The sequence below is a fragment of the Bartonella sp. AP4SXKL genome, from assembly GCF_042195845.1.
Classification (GTDB): domain Bacteria; phylum Pseudomonadota; class Alphaproteobacteria; order Rhizobiales; family Rhizobiaceae; genus Bartonella.
In genome coordinates, this window is the sequence record NZ_JBHIPA010000004.1 from 40,235 (window position 1) to 58,553 (window position 18,319).

Sequence of the window (18,319 nt, forward strand, 5' to 3'; positions counted from 1 at the left end):
GCGATTATAAGGGCTGAAAATGTTTAGCTGTACACCCAAAATACCCAATTCTATTCGAGTTCAAATTGATATTGATCTATGCTTCTTCTAAAATCAGTGCAATATAGTGCCATATAAAGTGAAGCTACGCGGGCTTAATGAAGGGCGTGATTTTGATAAAAAAATTTGAAAAGAGAGAATTTGTCGATATTTGAAGCTTATCCGGTATGAAAAATGATATATTATCATTATAAATCAAAGTTTTGTATATTTAAAGAGTGTGCTTACAAGAAAATATTACTTGGTGAAATTTTTTAAAAGGAGTGGGTATTTGAAGAAAAAAGAGCAATGTTTTCTTTAATTTTTAGGAGGATATTCATTGTTTTTTTCTTTCTTATCAGTTTGAAATAATAGACTTTTTCAATCGCAGCTGCATCTCATTAAAGGTCTTGTGGTGATAAAGGGAGTGTTTTTTAGAGAAGAAGTGTTTTGTTATGGTGGCAAGGGCATTTGAAGAAAAATCAAAGAGAGTGAAAAAATCGCTCAGAGAATGTCAAAAAGAAGCATAAAAAAACTGTGATGCCATCCTGTATATCTAAAAAAATGCTTTTCAAAAATATTTTGAATATTTTATTAAAATTTTTAAAAAGCAGCGATTTGTGGTGTTGCGAGTCGGCTATGTCTATGCTAGAAACCAAGTGATTTTTGTTCTAGGTTTTAAGAAAAAGATTCTTAAGATTGAGAATGTCTGTTTCATTTCATCTGATAACTATCAGAGAGTCGCTCAAGGGAAAGAGGCGGTATTTCGTGTCGGATTCATTTTCTCTCATACCGCTGCCGTTGGTAGATCAACGCTATGCGCAAGCGCTTTTTGATTGCGTTCAAGAAGCCGGAAACGTTGAAAAGGTTGAAAAGGCAGTAGAGGATCTTTTGCTTGTTTTGGAGCATAAGGATTTAAAACGCTTTGTGCTTAGTCCATTCTTTTCAGTTAAAGAGCAAATTAAGGTGATGCAATCTGTTTGTGCAAACATCAAATTTGCTGATAAAAACGCAGGGCAGGTCATTGGTAATTTTTTACGCGTTATTGCAATAAACCGTAGGCTTAGTGCCGTATTTGGTATTTTACGTGCTTTTCAGCATTGTGTTGCACGCGCTCGTAGGCAGGTTACTGCGCAAATTGTTTCTGCGTGCCCTTTAAGTTCTCAACAAAGACAAGAGTTGTGTGAGGCTTTGGAAGGTGTTGTTGGAGGAAAAGTCTTGCTGCACATCATTGTGGATCCAACAATTCTTGGTGGATTAATCGTTCGTGTGGGATCGTCTCAAATTGATACGTCTCTTCTCACAAAATTGTCTTCACTTAAGCTTGCATTGAAAAAAGAGGTCAGCTGATGGATATTAGACCATCTGAAATTTCAAAAATTCTGAAAGAGCAAATCAAAAACTTTGACCAAAAGGCTGAGGTTTCAGAAATTGGTTGGGTTCTCTCTGTAGGGGATGGTATTGCTCGCGTTTATGGTTTGGATAATGTCCAAGCAGGGGAAATGGTCGCCTTTCCAAACGGTGTGCGTGGTATGGCACTCAATTTGGAAGTTGATAATGTTGGTGTGGTCATTTTTGGCTCAGATCGTGATATTCGTGAAGGTGATTGTGTAAAGCGGTTAGGTGCTATCGTCGATGTTCCTGTGGGGCCGGCTTTGCTTGGGCGTGTGGTTGATGCGTTGGGAAACCCTATCGATGGTAAGGGGCCCATTAAAGCAACAGAGCGTCGTCGTGTCGATGTTAAGGCTCCTGGAATTATTCCGCGTCAGTCTGTCCATGAACCGATGTCGACCGGATTGAAAGCGATTGACGCACTCATCCCTATTGGACGGGGGCAGCGTGAATTGGTGATTGGTGATCGCCAAACAGGAAAAACAGCAATTTTGCTCGATACATTTTTAAACCAAAAACCTTTTCATGAGACAGGGGCTGGACGAGAGCAAGACAAAGTTTATTGTATTTATGTGGCTATCGGTCAAAAACGTTCGACGGTGGCACAATTCGTTAAAGTTTTAGAAGAACGTGGAGCGCTGGAATATTCTATTATTGTTGCAGCGACCGCTTCTGATCCAGCACCACTGCAATTTATTGCACCTCTTGCTGGGTGTGCTATGGGTGAGTATTTCCGTGATAATGGGCAACATGCTTTGATTGGTTATGATGACTTATCAAAACAGGCGGTGGCGTATCGTCAAATGTCTCTTTTATTGCGTCGTCCTCCAGGTCGTGAAGCTTATCCGGGAGATGTTTTCTATCTGCATTCGCGTCTTTTAGAGCGGGCTGCGAAGTTGAATGCGGAAAATGGATCTGGGTCGTTGACAGCTTTGCCGGTTATTGAAACGCAAGCAAATGATGTTTCTGCCTATATTCCTACAAATGTGATTTCGATTACTGATGGGCAAATTTTTCTAGAGACTAATTTGTTTTATCAAGGAATTCGTCCTGCTGTAAATGTTGGTCTTTCTGTATCGCGTGTTGGTTCTGCTGCACAAATTAAGGCAATGAAGCAAGTTGCTGGCTCGATTAAAGGTGAATTGGCGCAATATCGTGAAATGGCAGCTTTTGCGCAGTTTGGCTCTGATTTGGATGCGTCAACCCAGCGTCTGTTAAATCGGGGTGCGCGCTTGACAGAGCTGTTGAAGCAGCCGCAATTTTCTCCACTCAAAACAGAAGAACAGGTGGTGGTTATTTTCGCGGGTGTGAATGGCTATCTTGATGCTTTGGCGGTTTCTGATGTTGCGCGGTTTGAGCAGGGACTTTTGGTGCTTTTGCGTAGTGATTATCAAGATCTCTTAAAGGCAATTGCTGAGCAAAAGCAAATAACAGATGAGCTGAAAGATAAGTTGATAACTGTTCTTGATACTTATGCGAAAAATTTCTCGTGATGAATTGATGGAATGCTTGAATGGCTTCACTAAAAGATCTTAGAGACCGTATCGCTTCGGTTAAAGCAACACAAAAGATTACCAAAGCTATGCAAATGGTTGCAGCGGCAAGGTTGCATCGTGCTCAAGAGGCAGCGCAGTCTGCACGTCCTTATGCGAAGAGAATGGCTGATATTTTGACCAGTGTTGCTGCTGATGTAGATGGTGTTGATGCGCCTACTCTTATGCGTGGTATGGGGCGCGATGATGTACATCTTTTGGTGGTGTGTACTGCTGAGCGCGGTTTGTGTGGTGCTTTTAACGTGCAAATTGCTCGTCGTGCACGTGAACAGATTAAGGCATTGTTGGCGACTGATAAAATAGTAAAAATTATCACTGTGGGTAAAAAAGGCGCGGATATTTTATCGCGTGATTACAAAGGCTTGATAATTGATCATATCGATTTGCATGCTGTAAAGCGAATTGGTTTTGCAGAGGCAGTGATGATTAGTCAACGGATTGTTGATTTATTCAATGAAGGCGCTTTCGATGTTTGTACGCTGTTTTATTCTGAATTTGTTTCCGTAATTAATCAGCGTCCAACAGCTTTGGATTTGATTCCAATGGTTGCTCCAAAAGCAGCTGTTGGGGCAATAGATATTGTGGAGCAAATCGATCATAACAAAGGTTCACAATCGATTGTTTATGAATATGAACCTGATGCTGCGTCTCTTTTAGAGGCCCTTGTACCACGTAATCTTTCGGTGCAAATCTTTCGGGCTTTGCTAGAAAATGTTGCTGGTGAAATGGGCGCCAAGATGACAGCTATGGATAATGCATCGCGCAATGCGGGTGAAATGATTAGTAAATTGACGGTGGCTTATAATCGTCAACGTCAAGCACAGATTACGACAGAATTGATCGAAATTATTGCGGGCGCTGAAGCGCTTTAAATGGAGAAGGTAAGGATTGATGGTAAAAGCAGTAACCTCAAGCAAAGGAACAGAAAAAGGTGAAAAAAAGAAACCAGCTGCTCGTTCCAGCGTGAAAAAAGCCGCTTCGAAATCTCAAGTGGATGTAAAGGCTTCCTCTGTACCTGCGCGTGATGCAGCTAAAGATACACCTGTAAAAAAAGATACATCCGCAAAAAAAGAAGAGCATGCAAAAGGCGCTGTTGGTGAAATCAAGCAGATTATTGGTGCTGTCGTTGATGTGCAATTTGAAGGTGAATTGCCAAAAATTCTCAACGCTTTGGAAACAGAGAATTTAGGCAATCGCTTGGTATTAGAAGTTGCGCAGCATTTGGGTGAAAATACCGTACGTACGATTGCTATGGATACGACTGATGGTTTGATGCGGGGCCAAAAGGTTGTGGATACAGGCACACAAATTAGCGTTCCTGTAGGAGAAGCAACGTTGGGACGTATTATGAATGTGATTGGGGAACCGGTGGATAATGTGGGACCAATCGCTTCAACCAAAACACGTTCTATTCACCAAGAGGCACCTGAATATGTTGAACAATCGACTGTTTCGGAAATTCTCGTAACCGGTATTAAAGTCGTGGATTTGTTAGCCCCTTATTCTAAAGGGGGTAAAATTGGATTGTTTGGTGGTGCTGGTGTTGGAAAAACCGTTCTCATTATGGAGCTTATAAACAATATTGCAAAGGCACATGGTGGCTATTCTGTATTTGCTGGTGTGGGAGAACGTACACGTGAAGGAAATGATCTTTATTATGAAATGATCGAAAGCCGCGTGAATGTGAATCCAAAAGAGAATAATGGTTCAACGGAAGGGTCAAAGTGTGCCCTTGTTTACGGGCAAATGAATGAACCACCAGGAGCGCGTGCGCGTGTGGCTCTTTCAGGATTGACAATTGCAGAAAGTTTCCGTGATGAAGGACAAGATGTTCTCTTCTTTGTGGATAATATTTTCCGTTTCACGCAAGCAGGAGCTGAGGTATCTGCTCTTTTAGGGCGTATTCCTTCTGCTGTTGGGTATCAGCCGACTTTGGCAACGGATATGGGGGCGTTGCAAGAACGTATTACCAGTACAAAAACAGGCTCTATTACTTCCGTTCAGGCAATTTATGTTCCGGCAGATGACTTGACGGATCCGGCGCCGGCAGCGTCTTTTGCTCATTTGGATGCAACAACTGTTCTTTCGCGCTCTATTGCGGAAAAGGGGATTTATCCAGCGGTTGATCCGCTTGACTCTTTCTCGCGTATGTTGGATCCATTGATTGTGGGGGAAGAGCATTACACGGTTGCTTGTCAAGTGCAAACCATTTTACAACGTTATAGAGCGCTTCAGGATATTATTGCTATTCTTGGAATGGATGAACTTTCTGAAGATGACAAATTGCTGGTGGGGCGGGCACGTAAAATTGAACGTTTCCTTTCGCAACCTTTCCATGTTGCGGAAGCCTTTACTGGTTCGCCGGGGAAACTCGTTCCTTTGGAAGAGACAATCAAAGGCTTTAAGGGGCTTTGTGCTGGCGATTACGATGATTTACCAGAAGCTGCTTTTTATATGGTTGGTTCGATTGATGAAGCACTTGAAAAAGGAAAGCGTCTCATGGCAGAGGCTTCTTAGTAAGAAGCTTCTTATTCAAGAGAAAACTGTCATGGGTATTTTTCGTTAAAAAGGACGAGTCGTTGGAGAAAACGGAGAGTCCTTATATCGGGTATTGTGGAGACTTTTGTGGAAAACAATAGAGAAGAGCATTTTTTATTTGAGCTTGTATCGCCTGAAAAAATTGTGTTTTCAGAGCAGGTCGTGTCTGTTGTTCTTCCTTCAGCCTCAGGTTATTTGACAGTTATGGCGCATCATGCGCCATTGGTGGCAAGTATTGTGTTGGGCAGTGTTCGTGTTCGCACCTCTGTGGGTGAAAAATTATTTGTTGTATGCGGGGGTGTTGCAAATATTACCTTTTCAGGCTGCTCTTTATTGGTAGAGCACGTTGTGGCTGTAGAGAATCTTTCTTTTGATGTATTAGAACAGCAGATTTTGCAGATTCAAGCGACGTTAGAAGGAGGGACAAGTGATGAGGACAATCATAAAATAGAGGCTTTTTTCCAGCAGTTGTCAGCTGATGGTGCTGTGTTGATAGAAGCGTAGCAGAGTATACAGGAAAAGATGACATGAGCGGAAAAAAGAGTACGGTTGTGTCTGCTAAAAGGAGTGCAAAACCTTTTCCTCATCCTGGTCGTGTCTTTGCGGGACCTTTGCCAAAGTGCTTTGTTTATATTTTTGCTTCTCTTATTTTGCAATGGGCTTATGGTTTAGGGGCTAATATTGTTCAGTCTAACATTGTCCATCTTACGGGTGATTTTCATGCAACTTTGGCCGAGACGACATGGCTGGTAGCGGCTTATATGGCGCCAAATGTGAGTGTAGCGATTATGTTGATCAAAATCCGCTATCAATTTGGGCTGCGCGCTTTTGCTGAATTATCAATTCTTGGCTTTGTTTTGGTTTGCGTGTTGCAGCTCTTTGTTACGGATTTGCGTTCTGCATTGATTATTCGCTTTTTTGCTGGGATTGCTGCTGCTCCTTTGGCTTCGCTTGCGCTGCTTTATATGATGGAGGCTTTTGCTCCAGCAAAGAAGTTTACTGTTGGTCTTAGTTTGAATTATATGAATGCGGCTTTAGCGGCACCTTTATCACGTTTGATTTCTCCTGATTTGCTGGAAAATGGTGGTTTTTCCAGTCTTTCCGCTCTGGAAATGGGGTTGGTTCTTATCAGCTTGGTCTGTATCTATACTTTGCCTCTTACTCCTGTTGTGCGTAGTAAGGTTATTCAAAAATTAGATTGGATAAGCTATGGTTTGATTGCTCTTGGTCTTGGATTAAATGCTGTGATCATGTCTGTTGGCATATTGTATTGGTGGTATGAAGCACCATGGATTGGTTGGGGGCTCGCACTTGCTATTTTCTCGTTGGCTATTGCTATTATTATTGAGCTTAATAGAGAAAAACCGTTGATTGATCTCCGTTGGATTTTCAGTAAAGAAATGGTCCAATCTGTTTTTATTTTATTTATTTTTCATGTTTTTTTATTGGAGCGGTCAAATTTGCCCGTAGGGTTTTTTAATCTTTTTGGTTTGCTCAATCGTGAGATGGCGCCCATGTATCTTGCGGTGACATTAGGGATTCTGTTAGGGGGGGCTGTTTGTGTCTTTTTTTTACGGGCGGGGCGTGAGGATTATTTTTATTTGTTGTCTTTGGGTTGTTTGGCGTTAGGAGCTTATTTAGATAGTCATGTAAACCATTTAACGCGCCCACAAGATATGATGTTGAGCCAAGGGTTGGTGAGTTTTAGTTATGCACTTTTTTTGCCTCCTGCTCTTTTCAAAGGGTTTGTGATCGCTGGTGAGCGAGGACCGCGTTACGTTTTAAGTTTTATTGCTGTTTTTTTGCTAACGCAAGTGACAGGGGGATTGATGGGGTCGGCTTTTTTTGGCAGCCTTCAGTTTTATTTTGCCCATAAGAACTTTGAGTCCTTAACACAAAATATTATTATTACTGATCCGCTTATTTCTGGTGAGATGAATACTTTATTTTCGCCTTCTTATGGTGTTTCTGTTCCCAATGGCTTGAGAAGTGAGCAGGGTACTTCTATGTTGATAGAGAAATTTAAGTTAACAGCAAATATTTTTGCTTATGATGACGTTTTTCGGCTTTATTTTTATATTTCAATGGTTGTATTCGTTATTTTTCTTGTCACAATGATTGTTAAGTCATGCTCTTTGCGTGCATTAGAAAAGTAGAGTAATGTCATAGAAAGAGGGGTGCAAAAAATGATAAAAAAATTACGGTCAAAAGCTACGATTGTTGCATTCCTATCGGGCATTACGGGTGTTTTGCTGATTTTGTGGGCTTGGAGGCTTCCTCCTTTTGTGAGTAACATTCAAATAACGGATAATGCTTCTATTAAGGGCAATGTTACTCTGGTTAGTTCACAGATCTCTGGGGTGATTGCACGGATTTATGTGCAAGATTATCAACGTGTTGAAAAGGGAATGCTGCTTTTTGAGCTCGATGATTCTCTTTTTCGGCAGCAGCTTGCACGGGCACAGGCTGTTCTCGATTCAAAAAATGCAAAACTGGCAAGTATTGAATTACAAGCACAGCTTTTGCAGGGCGAAATTAATACAGCAGAGGTGGAATTGGCGCGTTCACGAGCATTTTCCAATGTTGTTCCAGATAGTAAAAAGTTAGGTTTTGGTGATGCGGCAAGTTCTGTTTCTCGTCCTCTTTCACAACTCTTGACAGCTCTCGAAACAAAACGCCAATTGCAAAAACAATTGGATCTTGAACGGCAAAGTTTACAGTCAGAAATTGCGGGAGCGAAGGTGAGTGTTGAGTTGGCAAAACTTAATCTCGATCACACAAAGATTTTATCTCCTCGAACAGGCTATATTGGATTAGTTGGAGCGCGGGTAGGGCAATATGTTATGCCGGGGACACAATTGGTCTCTGTTATTTCTGATGATATTTGGATTATTGCTAATTATAAGGAAACGCAACTTTCTCAGATGCGTGTGGGACAACCGGTTGTTTTTTCTGTTGATGCATTGAACAACAAAAAGTTAACAGGGCGTGTGGTTCGTTTTGCACCTGCTACAGGCTCAGAATTTTCATTGTTAAAAACGGATACGACAATTGGTAATTTTATCAAAATTGCGCAACGTATTTCAGTACGGATTGCTTTAGATCCTGGGCAGGAAGGGATTGAAAAACTCATTCCTGGCATGTCCGTAGTTACCTATGTAGATACTTCGCAGCGAGTCGATTCTGGAGGATGAAATTTTGGGTTTTTTCAGTTTAATTTTTGCGTCATTTACTTATAGCAAGTGGTTGTTTACATTGGAAGATTTCGTTTGGTTTGCTATACTACATGTTTTAAAGCTCTTAGGCTTCTTATACTTTTATGTCATGATGTAAAATAATGTTCCTTAGAATATTAAAGCGCATGCATCTTTACTCACTTCCATTTCTTTTGAACTAACTCAGTAGGGGGGGGGAGTATTGGAAGCTTTGCCTGTGGTTTTGCACAACACTGTCCTTTGAGGTGTGGTGTCACCGCATGTTTGGAAGATGGGGGTAGGGGGGGATGCCAGATAAAAAACTGGATTATAGACTGGGTCGGATGGGAAACTTATCCTTTTGGGTGAGGGCGTAAAGTTAGGAGGAAGACGTAAAGTTTATATTTTGTAAACCATAAAAATGCCCGTTTTAAGGCGGGCATTAAAAGGGAAGGTTATTGGTTGTGTTATTAATTTTTACGGATCAGTAAGAAGCTTACTAAAACGACTCCTGCTGCTAATGCGAGGGTTTTTTTAGGATTTTCTTTCGCTTTTTTCTTTAATTCTGTAGCATGTTCGTTGAGGTGATAAAGTGCGTGACGGCCTTTTTGTTTCCATGTGTTAAACAGCTCAGAAATATTTTCAAAGCTATCATTTTGAAAACTCCAATGATTTACGGGGACCAGCTCTCTTTTTAATTGTGCTATACGTTTTTTAATTTTAGCATTTTTTCTATGGGGTGAAAATAGACACATTTATTGACTCCTTCATGTGTTAAATTGTTGTGTGACAGTTGGGATGGTGTTTGGGGTTTTGCTATAACGGCTTGAACATTGAAAGGTTGCATTGATAATGCCGCGCGTGGGTGAGATGAGAATTGAAAGTTTGGGTTTAATGAGGCATTTCTTAATGTGCTTGAGTTCATTTCGTGATGGTGTTTGTTAAGGATGTAAGGTAAAAATTTTTACAAAATGGTGTAAGATTCATTCATAAAGATGGTGGGCGATGTCTTCATTTTTTTGTTTGTTTAAAGTGTTGGGATAGCTTTTGGCACTTGAAATAGTTTATAAGGAGTTTTTATCTATCTATTCTCTTGTGGCTGTAGGGAGTGGTATTGATTGATTCAATTAAGAAGATTTAAAATGAGGAAATCTTACGATATTTGGGGTTGCTATTCAAATTTGTAAAAAATAGATTATTATAAATCAATATGTTGGATTAATTTGGCGATGTCTTTCATGCATTTTTAAAAATTGCGCTTTGATAGGCGTTATCTGTTGTGTTGTAAAACATTGTTTTGTGGTGACGTTGATTAAGGTATCGGCATGCAACTTAAAAATACAGTATTGTCTCTGTTTTGTTTCAGTTTCTTTTTGAAGCAACCAAGTGTAGAAGTATAAACTTGAACAGAAGTAGTAGAACTTATCCGGTGCGTCTATAGAATGAATCTACCTATGAATTGTATTGCATCAGTGTTAGTAGGTAGAACCTTTTGAGAGCAATCTGTTAAGATTGGTGGGCGGTGTAATTTTCGTCCTTTGAAGCGCGGAGGAAGTCAATGTAAATAATGATTGATAGCGCAGGTTTTAAAAATTTGAGGACTTGATGAGTACGACCTATTTTTTATCTAAACCACTTGAGCGTCGTCGATCTGTTGGTGTTGTTGTTGGTGATGTGATTATTGGGGGGCAGAGCCCGATAGTTGTACAGTCAATGACTAATACAGATACCGCTGATGTTGATGCAACTGTTTCTCAAGTAGCTGCTCTTTGGCAAGCTGGTTCACAATTGGTTCGAATTACTGTTGATCGCGATGAAGCGGCGGCGGCTGTACCAAAAATACGGGAGCGATTGGAGAGGTTAGGATTTTTTGTACCATTGGTTGGGGATTTTCATTATATTGGTCATAAGCTTTTATCTGAGCATCCTGCGTGTGCTGAGGCGCTTGCAAAATATCGCATCAATCCTGGAAATGTTGGTTTTGGCGCAAAAAAAGATCGTCAATTTGCAGAAATTATAGAGATTGCTTGTCGGTATCATAAACCTATTCGCATTGGCGTGAATTGGGGTTCTCTTGATAATGCGTTGTTAACACGGCTTATGGATGAAAATGCACAGCAAGAAAAACCCTTATCTGTGGCTGAAGTGATGCGGGAAACTGTTGTTCAGTCGGCTTTGCTTTCGGCTGCTTTAGCAGAAGAGTTAGGATTGGGGCGTGATAAAATTATTCTTTCTGCTAAAGTGAGTGATGTCCAAGATCTTATTGCTGTCTATACCACCTTGGCGGCGCGTTGTGATTATGCTCTTCATTTGGGATTAACGGAAGCTGGGATGGGAACAAAGGGCATTGTTGCTTCTTCGGTGGCTTTGGGTATTTTATTACAGCAAGGGATTGGCGATACGATACGAATTTCCTTAACACCAAAACCTGGTGGTGATCGGACACGAGAAGTAAAGGTGGGGCAAGAACTTTTGCAAGTGATGGGGTTTCGCCAATTTTTGCCTGTTGTTGCGGCTTGTCCTGGTTGTGGGCGCACAACTTCTACGGTCTTTCAACAATTGGCGCAAAAAATTGAAGCGGATTTATACAAAAATATGCCTATTTGGCGTGAAAAATACCCTGGCGTTGAAAGTTTGAAGGTTGCCGTGATGGGATGTATCGTCAATGGACCGGGGGAGTCAAAACATGCGGATATTGGAATCTCTTTGCCTGGAGTGGGGGAAAGTCCTGCGGCACCTGTTTTTATTGATGGACAAAAGGTAAAAACTTTGCGGGGTGATCACATTGCTGAAGAATTTGAAGCGCTTTTGAGTGACTATATTCATACACGCTTTGGGCAAGGTTGAGGTAAAAATCGCATAAGGTTGAAGTAAAAAGGGTGTGTCGTTTTTTTTTAAACAAGCTGTCTTCAATGTGAAGATGGTGCTGTTGTATGCTGCTTTAGCTATGGTCAATACTGTTGTTGGTTGCTTATTATTTTAGGTAAAACCAGATGATATGCCTGTTTTAGAATCAGAAGCTTATGAAGGATATTAATGAGTTTGAGTGTGTTAAGACTATTAAGCAAAACGATATGAATACTTTAAATAGATCCGTAAATGTTGTTGCTGGTTTTTTGGCTGCTCTTGAGACAGTAAAATATTTAACGGATTCTTCAAATATCAAATTATAGAAAGAACATTGTTTATTGATTTTTCAGGCATTTTCCCAGCATTTTTTGGGGTATCAAATTGATAGGATTGGAAATCCTTATAGCGATTATAGTCCTATTTGTCGTAAAATGTAAGCTTTTATATTGATATAAAATGATGTATACGGGTGCCTTTTTTGGCGTTATTGGGGGAGTGCATGACAAGTATATTAGCGTTTGGCTTTTTATTTAACGGTATAAGGATTTTAACTGGCGCCTTTATTGTCTTTTATATGCTTGAAAAAGGCTTAACGCTTATTGATATAGGTGTCATTAAGTCGTTTCAGGCTTTTATTATGATGGTTACCGATATTCCTCTGGGATATTTTGCTGATCGAAAAAGTTATAAAATATCGATCGTTTTGGCAGCGGCTTTTGCTGCCACATGGCTCTTTCTCATGGGATTTTCTACAAGCTTTTATGGTTTTCTTTTGGCAGAAACTTTTAATGCCTTATCGCTGACATTAATTGCTGGAGCCTATAATGCTTTACTTGTTCAATATGCAAAAGAAAAATTGACATCCACTAAAAAAGTGCTTGGTTCCAGCTCTCAATATAATTACATCGGCATGTTTATATTCAGTTTAATCGGGGCATATTTTGCTGATTATTCGAGCCAATATATATGGTATATCGCGGCGTTTTTAATGTTGATGACAACACTATTTGGTTTGTTTTTTCTTGATGACTTGAAGGGGGAGAAAAAACCAAATAAAGCGAATTCTCTCATTTGTGAAGCTAAGGAGATGTTATCTATTTTTATTAAAGTTCCTTATATCTCTTTATGCTTTTATTTTTCATTGATTTTTTTCAATATATTCTCGCAGTATTGGCAGTGGATATTTAAAGATCATAATATTAATGTCACTTATTTTGATCTTGGTGTGACATTTTCATTGATATTGCTCTCTCAGCTCTTGGCTAGTTTTCTCTTTACAAAACTAAGTGAAAGAGTGAATTTTATTTTACTGTTGTTTCTTTCGGCTTTACTGATTTCTACAGTCGCTTTCTTTGAACCAAGAAAAGAAATGGCTGTCATTTTAGTCTGTATGATTTTTTATCTCATTAAGTATACATATCTTCGTGTAGAAGTTATCTTGCACGATAGTATTAGTGATCATTTCAGGGCTACATATGAATCTTTCTTGTCAACCGTTGGGAGATTTAGCTTATTGGTATTTTTTTACATGAGTGCGTATATGGTCAATATATTTGGCTTTTTCTCACTCGTTTATATTTTTGCTATTTATTTATTGATTTACTTGTTGGCGGTATTTTTTTTAGAAGGAACTCTCAAAAAAGTTCAGTGAAAATATTAACTTATTACGATACGTATTTTATAGGGTTTCATAGTGGGGCAAGGCTTTTATTTATTAAGGCGCATCGTTGTTTTTGCATGTTGAATGAGAAAGCTGAATAGTCTCAGTTATTCTTATTTAAAATCTATGTATGTTGAAGCAATCAAAGTCATCTGCTTGTACGTTATAAGTGGGCGTGGCATAATAATCGTTAAAAGGGAAATAAAAATGCTGCTCATGAATATTGCACAAAGAGTTGCTGATAAGATTGGACGCTGATAAAGAAAATGATTGTGCCAGATTATATGCTTATTAAGGAATGGTGATGAAGCAGTTTTCCCCATTTTCATTGGTTCCTTGCTGCTAACCCTTTATCTCATTAGAGCTAATTTAAGCAGTCGGACAATTTATAGCCTGTCCTCATAAGAATTCCCGTATGATCGATTTTGATATTTTGATGATCTATTTTATTGTTGGTATATTTAGCGGATTTTACCATTGCCTCCTTTAAAATATCAATCATCTTGTTGAGATAATTTTTTTACGTTGTACATTCTCATTTTTGAGTATTTTCTCTTTGATTGTGGCGTTAGCTCTGTATTTTCTGATGTTAGAAAATACTCTTATCCAGATAATAAACTTATCTATGGAAACTTTGAATGATATCTCCCCTCGTTGAGAGGGAATAAAACCAAGTACAGAAATATTGTTGAGTACAATTTGCTATAAATAAGCCACAAGAAAACAGCATATATTGATATATTTGATAGGAATCTGTTAAGCCGTACAAATTATGGTCATTAAAAGGTAAAGCGATGAAATCGTTATCCATAACGCGTGTTGTAACATTTATAACTCTTTTTTTGTATCTGTGTTGTTGGGATGTACGCGCGTAGATAGTCTAGAGTAGTATAATAAACTTTACGAAGAATATATAAGTGAAAAATACGAGGCTTTTGAACATTTTCAAAAGCAGGAACAAGCAAGAAATTTCGTCTATAGCCGTGGCTATCAGAATATCGTACCAAAGTTTGACATTATACGGCATCGTCACATACTGATTGTTTTATGTGGACGTTTTGTTAATTTATTGCGTGGTGATTATAATGAATGGATATCAGCAGATATGTTACTCAATGTCATAAGCAGTTTGCGTTATGACTATAATTGGAGAGAAAGCGATTTTATCTGGGCTTATAATATGTCTATGAATTCTACCGACCCCATGATTGATTACGCGAAAAAGTTTCTTAATTCTTCAAGTGAAAATGGCATGAGTTTCAAAACACAAATGATTGATCTCGTGTCGAGTATGAGGACCGGTGATGATGAAAATGTTAAACAAATAGCGCGTTTTTGCATAGAGCTAAACACGATATATGACATGATGAAACCAAGAAGAATTTACAAATGACATTGAATGGATAATGAGAAAAATTCTCTCGAAGGATATTCAATGGCTATAATACTCTTGATAATCGCGGCATTTTCTTGGCCATGTTGCATGTTTTTTTATTATGGCTTCAAAAGGTGGACATATTTTCCAGCTTTTACAACAGGCATAGGTTCACTTACAATGATGCTTTTCATCTTAATAAGAAAATTGCACTTAAAGGAGGAAATTTGCACTTGGATTGAAAAAACTACTTATCACAAATTAGATTGCGCTATTATATATAATAATAAGGACTTTTTTTATCTTTCTGTTGCAATGATCATTCTCTGTTTAATCTTATCAATTTTCTTTTTATGTGATGAATTGAATAAACGAGATAAAGAGCGTGATGAATTAAAGTTGTACAGTGATCATGATTATTATTCAATTGAAGTTATTACACACTTTTGTAAATAAAAATGTTTCTGCTTTTGAAGGAGCATGCCGACACAATTATTCACTTTGCTAGCCCCTAATGTTGCGGACTGCCCTTGGCTTTTAAGACGGTTCATAAGAGGCAGTTTTTAGTCTTTTCTTTGATGTTTTGCCCCACACGGCTTTTCCCGCTTGTGACGTGCAAGCAAGTGATTTTGATTGATTTAACATACACAGATTTGAAATGAGAGAATCTTACGGTATTCAGGGTTCTTATTCAAGTTAAAAACCACAAATTATGATTATAAATCAATGTGTTGTATTATTCTTGCTAAGAAAAGAGAGATCGGTAATAATACTGCTTTGGTCTTTCGTTCTATTGAAATTAGTGGTTTTATTTATCCTGTTATGCCGTAACATACTGTCATTTGAGGGGTGGTGAAGGTAGCCTGTTTGATACATTAAGTATTTTAAGAAGTGCATGGTGAATATTCTTAAGTCTGTTTATCGAGTCTTTAGTTTAAGTGAATCGCATGCGTGGAAAGCGAGAGAAACCTACTCGGTAGGAAACTAGACTGTTTACAGAGCAGATTGGATTAAAAGACTTTGTTCTTTGAGGGTGGCATAAAAATCAAAATAGCCATTATGTTCATTTTTTTCTGATATTTTAAATACGAGCTTCAAAAAAATGATGCTTAAACTAAACAACGAGCACTTTTGTAAAAGTGTTTTTAGAGAGCAAGCAATACACGAGTGAATTTACAGAATGTAAGCATATTTGATCTTTTACAACAAGATAGCGTGGAAAGGCATAAAAATTACGACTCTCTACTGAGGGCATTGTACTTCTTTTATTGTTTTTTGCGGGTTTATAAAATGCCTGGTTTTATACTTATTCTGTTTATTTTTTGCCTTATCGTTAGAAGATTAAAGATATAAAGGAGAAAACGAGTTTTCCTCTTTCCGGTTGTTTTTTATTCGGCTTTAAAGCACCCACCACCCACTGTAATATCTTTTAAAACATGGTGATTACGCATTTTCACATTTTGTTTCTTTCAGTCTTTAATGGAAGGCATTTTTCATGCAAAATAGGATACCCAGAATGCATTTGTGTTATAAATTCACGCGGCTTGTTTTAATGAAATTCTTCTTAAGATTTGTCGCACCCATTTCATGATAAGGACTATAATGGAGATTAATGGTAACGTTTCTTTGAAAAGTCTATTATGCATTCAATAAATATGATGGTGTACACTATGTACAATAGGGTGGATGAAGTTTAATTTTGGCGTATTGCACTAAAGTGTGCTGCTTGTTGGAGGGGGAGTGCTTTAGCGCCAAAAGGATGTAAGAATGCTTCTGCTTTACTGATGAGTGTATCTCGCTTTTTTTGGGTTTCTTTAATGCCGTAAAGATGAACAAAAGTGGCTTTTTGTGCCGTTTCATCTTTCCCAGCCGTTTTTCCTAGGGTTTTCGTGTTGGCGGTGACATCAAGAAGGTCATCGGTTAATTGAAAGGCTAAACCAAGATAGGTACCAAAATCAGTAAGCTTTTCAGTTAATTCTTTAGATGCATTGCCAATGATGGCACCTGCTTGGCAAGCAAAGCTTATCAGGGCTGCTGTTTTCATGTGTTGTAGAGTGATAATGTCAGTACTTTCTTGCGGTCTTTTTTCAGCTTCAAGGTCCAGCATTTGTCCACCTAACATACCGCCAAGCCCTGCCGATTGTGCAAGAGACGTGATCAGCTTGATTCTAATATCTGTAGATAAAATACTAGCTTTATGAGCAATAATTTCAAAGGCAAATGTTAAGAGGGCATTGCCTGCTAGAATTGCTGTTGCTTCATCAAATGCTACATGGACAGTGGGTTTTCCACGCCGGAGTATATCGTTATCCATAGCGGGAAGATCATCATGAATGAGCGAATAACAATGGATACATTCTAAGGCACATGCAACATCAAGAGAATGTTCTACAGGGACATCAAAAAGTGCAGCACTTTGAATTACAAGAAAAGGACGCAAGCGTTTTCCACCGTTCAGCACACCATAACGCATGGCTTTGATTAAGTTTTTAGGGCGTGAAATTTCACCATTTTGGATTTGATCACTTAACAGGGTATCAAGCCGCTTTTCAACGGTGTCTCTATGTTTTGCAAGAAGGGTGGTAAATTCGTGCATTCTTGCTTCCTTTGTTTTTACAAAAATGAAATTATGAAGTTTAAAGAGAAAGGTTGTCGCTTTTTCTTGTTTTCATAAATTGGCGTCGTTTTTTATTAAAAATCAACTTCTCTTTTTATCCGTATCTCTACTGTATGCGCAAATCCCTTTTTAAACCAAATAAAAATTGAATGAAGGTCTTATAAAAAAGCTTTCATTGGTGTATAAAATTCTCAAATTTTGCAGTGTTTTTGATATTCCTTTGATTATTGTGACACCATTTTTGATAACAAGAAGGTCATTTTTAGTAAGAGAAGGATCATTTTGACATTGCCTCTTCTTTTTTATCAGTGTATAATATCTTAAAATTTTATGGTGTTTTTAAATGAAGCATTGTCATTTTTGACATTGCTTTTTCTGTTTTAATGGATTTGGAGTGTCTTTTTATGGCTGTACCTAAACGAAAAACCTCTCCAGCGAAGAGGGGCATGCGCCGTTCGGCTGATGCTCTGAAGGCGCCGACTTATATCGAAGATAAAAATTCTGGTGAATTACGTCGTCCTCATCACATTGATTTGAAAACGGGAATGTATCGCGGACGTTCCGTTTTAGTGGTTAAAGACTGAGCGTTTTCTTTTTTTTCCAGTGGTGAACTTCTTTTATTTCATCGATCAATGCACGCTTGGGGCGTGCATTTTCGCTTTAAGATGAATGTTGAGGTTCCCTTGTATCGTCTTCTATCGATGTGGAACAGGGAATATATCGTGGGCGTTCTGTTTTAGTGGTTAAAACTTTAGCGTTTTCTTTCTTTTCCAGAGGTCAACTTCTTTTATTTCATCGATCAATGCACGCTTGGGGCGTGCATTTTCGCTTTAAGATGAATGTTGAGGTTCTCTTGCATCGTCTTCTATCGATGTGGAACAGGGGATGTATCGTGGACGTTCTGTTTTAGTGGTTAAAACTTTAGCGTTTTCTTTCTTTTCCAGTGGTAAACTTCTTTTATTGCATCGATCAATGCACGCTTGGGGCGTGCATTTTCGCTTTAAGATGAATGTTGAGGTTCTCTTGCATCGTCTTCTATCGATGTGGAACAGGGAATGTATCGTGGACGTTCTGTTTTAGTGGTTAAAACTTTAGCGTTTTATCTCTTTCAGTGGTAAGTTT

The 18,319-nt window shown here is 38.7% G+C and carries 14 protein-coding genes; 12 read left to right on the plus strand and 2 right to left on the minus strand.

Annotated features, from left to right (window positions below):
• Window positions 1-786 precede the first annotated feature (786 nt).
• From atpH to ACFIMI_RS03330, 7 genes are all read left to right on the plus strand, one after another.
• The gene (gene atpH / locus ACFIMI_RS03300) at window positions 787-1,368 is read left to right on the plus strand and encodes an ATP synthase F1 subunit delta (protein ID WP_375671756.1); all 582 of its coding nucleotides are present in this window, start codon (window positions 787-789) and stop codon (window positions 1,366-1,368) included.
• The gene (atpA, locus tag ACFIMI_RS03305) at window positions 1,368-2,903 is read left to right on the plus strand and encodes a F0F1 ATP synthase subunit alpha (RefSeq protein WP_375611722.1); all 1,536 of its coding nucleotides are present in this window, start codon (window positions 1,368-1,370) and stop codon (window positions 2,901-2,903) included. Before atpH ends, atpA begins: the two co-directional genes overlap by 1 nt.
• Before the next feature lie 20 nt (window positions 2,904-2,923).
• Window positions 2,924-3,835, plus strand: coding sequence for a F0F1 ATP synthase subunit gamma (locus ACFIMI_RS03310; protein ID WP_375692238.1), 912 nt, complete (start codon window positions 2,924-2,926; stop codon window positions 3,833-3,835).
• A gap of 19 nt (window positions 3,836-3,854) precedes the next feature.
• Window positions 3,855-5,480, plus strand: a complete 1,626-nt coding sequence (gene atpD / locus ACFIMI_RS03315) for a F0F1 ATP synthase subunit beta (RefSeq protein ID WP_375613176.1) — start codon at window positions 3,855-3,857, stop codon at window positions 5,478-5,480.
• Window positions 5,481-5,588: 108 nt separating this feature from the next.
• Complete coding sequence (atpC, locus tag ACFIMI_RS03320) at window positions 5,589-6,005, plus strand: ATP synthase F1 subunit epsilon (RefSeq protein ID WP_375611725.1); 417 nt, start codon at window positions 5,589-5,591, stop codon at window positions 6,003-6,005.
• Between the two features lie 23 nt (window positions 6,006-6,028).
• Window positions 6,029-7,657, plus strand: coding sequence for an MFS transporter (locus tag ACFIMI_RS03325; protein ID WP_375638260.1), 1,629 nt, complete (start codon window positions 6,029-6,031; stop codon window positions 7,655-7,657).
• Between the two features lie 30 nt (window positions 7,658-7,687).
• Window positions 7,688-8,695, plus strand: a complete 1,008-nt coding sequence (locus ACFIMI_RS03330; protein ID WP_375611727.1) for an HlyD family secretion protein — start codon at window positions 7,688-7,690, stop codon at window positions 8,693-8,695.
• Between the two features lie 470 nt (window positions 8,696-9,165).
• Here ACFIMI_RS03330 and ACFIMI_RS03335 read toward each other — a convergent pair whose 3' ends face one another.
• On the minus strand, window positions 9,166-9,450 hold the full coding sequence (locus ACFIMI_RS03335) for a hypothetical protein (protein ID WP_375611728.1): 285 nt from the start codon (window positions 9,448-9,450) through the stop codon (window positions 9,166-9,168).
• Between the two features lie 850 nt (window positions 9,451-10,300).
• Here ACFIMI_RS03335 and ispG point away from each other — a divergent pair.
• From ispG to ACFIMI_RS03350, 3 genes are all read left to right on the plus strand, one after another.
• A complete protein-coding gene (ispG, locus tag ACFIMI_RS03340; protein WP_375692239.1) occupies window positions 10,301-11,542 on the plus strand; it encodes a flavodoxin-dependent (E)-4-hydroxy-3-methylbut-2-enyl-diphosphate synthase in 1,242 nt (413 codons plus the stop codon).
• A 502-nt stretch (window positions 11,543-12,044) separates the two neighbouring features.
• A complete protein-coding gene (locus ACFIMI_RS03345) occupies window positions 12,045-13,196 on the plus strand; it encodes an MFS transporter (protein ID WP_375621014.1) in 1,152 nt (383 codons plus the stop codon).
• Window positions 13,197-14,274: 1,078 nt separating this feature from the next.
• Window positions 14,275-14,598, plus strand: a complete 324-nt coding sequence (locus ACFIMI_RS03350; RefSeq protein WP_375611730.1) for a hypothetical protein — start codon at window positions 14,275-14,277, stop codon at window positions 14,596-14,598.
• 1,675 nt (window positions 14,599-16,273) lie between these two features.
• Here ACFIMI_RS03350 and ACFIMI_RS03355 read toward each other — a convergent pair.
• Entirely contained in the window at window positions 16,274-17,176 is a 903-nt protein-coding gene (locus ACFIMI_RS03355) for a polyprenyl synthetase family protein (RefSeq protein WP_375613181.1), read from the minus strand.
• A gap of 425 nt (window positions 17,177-17,601) precedes the next feature.
• On the opposite strand from ACFIMI_RS03355, the gene rpmF reads away from it, so the two are divergent.
• Both rpmF and ACFIMI_RS03365 read left to right on the plus strand, forming a co-directional pair.
• Window positions 17,602-17,781, plus strand: coding sequence for a 50S ribosomal protein L32 (gene rpmF, locus ACFIMI_RS03360; RefSeq protein ID WP_005774555.1), 180 nt, complete (start codon window positions 17,602-17,604; stop codon window positions 17,779-17,781).
• A 301-nt stretch (window positions 17,782-18,082) separates the two neighbouring features.
• Window positions 18,083-18,277, plus strand: coding sequence for a hypothetical protein (locus ACFIMI_RS03365; RefSeq protein WP_375686009.1), 195 nt, complete (start codon window positions 18,083-18,085; stop codon window positions 18,275-18,277).
• The last annotated feature ends 42 nt before the right edge of the window (window positions 18,278-18,319 follow it).

What these genes read in the sequence shown, in the direction of transcription:
- ACFIMI_RS03335 (WP_375611728.1), bottom strand. Translation starts at nt 9,450, where the DNA reads ATGTGTCTATTTTCACCCCATAGAAAAAATGCTAAAATTAAAAAACGT.
- ACFIMI_RS03330 (WP_375611727.1), top strand. Translation starts at nt 7,688, where the DNA reads ATGATAAAAAAATTACGGTCAAAAGCTACGATTGTTGCATTCCTATCG.
- atpA (WP_375611722.1), top strand. Translation starts at nt 1,368, where the DNA reads ATGGATATTAGACCATCTGAAATTTCAAAAATTCTGAAAGAGCAAATC.
- ACFIMI_RS03345 (WP_375621014.1), top strand. Translation starts at nt 12,045, where the DNA reads ATGACAAGTATATTAGCGTTTGGCTTTTTATTTAACGGTATAAGGATT.
- ACFIMI_RS03310 (WP_375692238.1), top strand. Translation starts at nt 2,924, where the DNA reads ATGGCTTCACTAAAAGATCTTAGAGACCGTATCGCTTCGGTTAAAGCA.
- ACFIMI_RS03355 (WP_375613181.1), bottom strand. Translation starts at nt 17,176, where the DNA reads ATGCACGAATTTACCACCCTTCTTGCAAAACATAGAGACACCGTTGAA.
- ispG (WP_375692239.1), top strand. Translation starts at nt 10,301, where the DNA reads ATGAGTACGACCTATTTTTTATCTAAACCACTTGAGCGTCGTCGATCT.
- atpD (WP_375613176.1), top strand. Translation starts at nt 3,855, where the DNA reads ATGGTAAAAGCAGTAACCTCAAGCAAAGGAACAGAAAAAGGTGAAAAA.
- rpmF (WP_005774555.1), top strand. Translation starts at nt 17,602, where the DNA reads ATGGCTGTACCTAAACGAAAAACCTCTCCAGCGAAGAGGGGCATGCGC.
- ACFIMI_RS03365 (WP_375686009.1), top strand. Translation starts at nt 18,083, where the DNA reads ATGTATCGTGGACGTTCTGTTTTAGTGGTTAAAACTTTAGCGTTTTCT.
- ACFIMI_RS03325 (WP_375638260.1), top strand. Translation starts at nt 6,029, where the DNA reads ATGAGCGGAAAAAAGAGTACGGTTGTGTCTGCTAAAAGGAGTGCAAAA.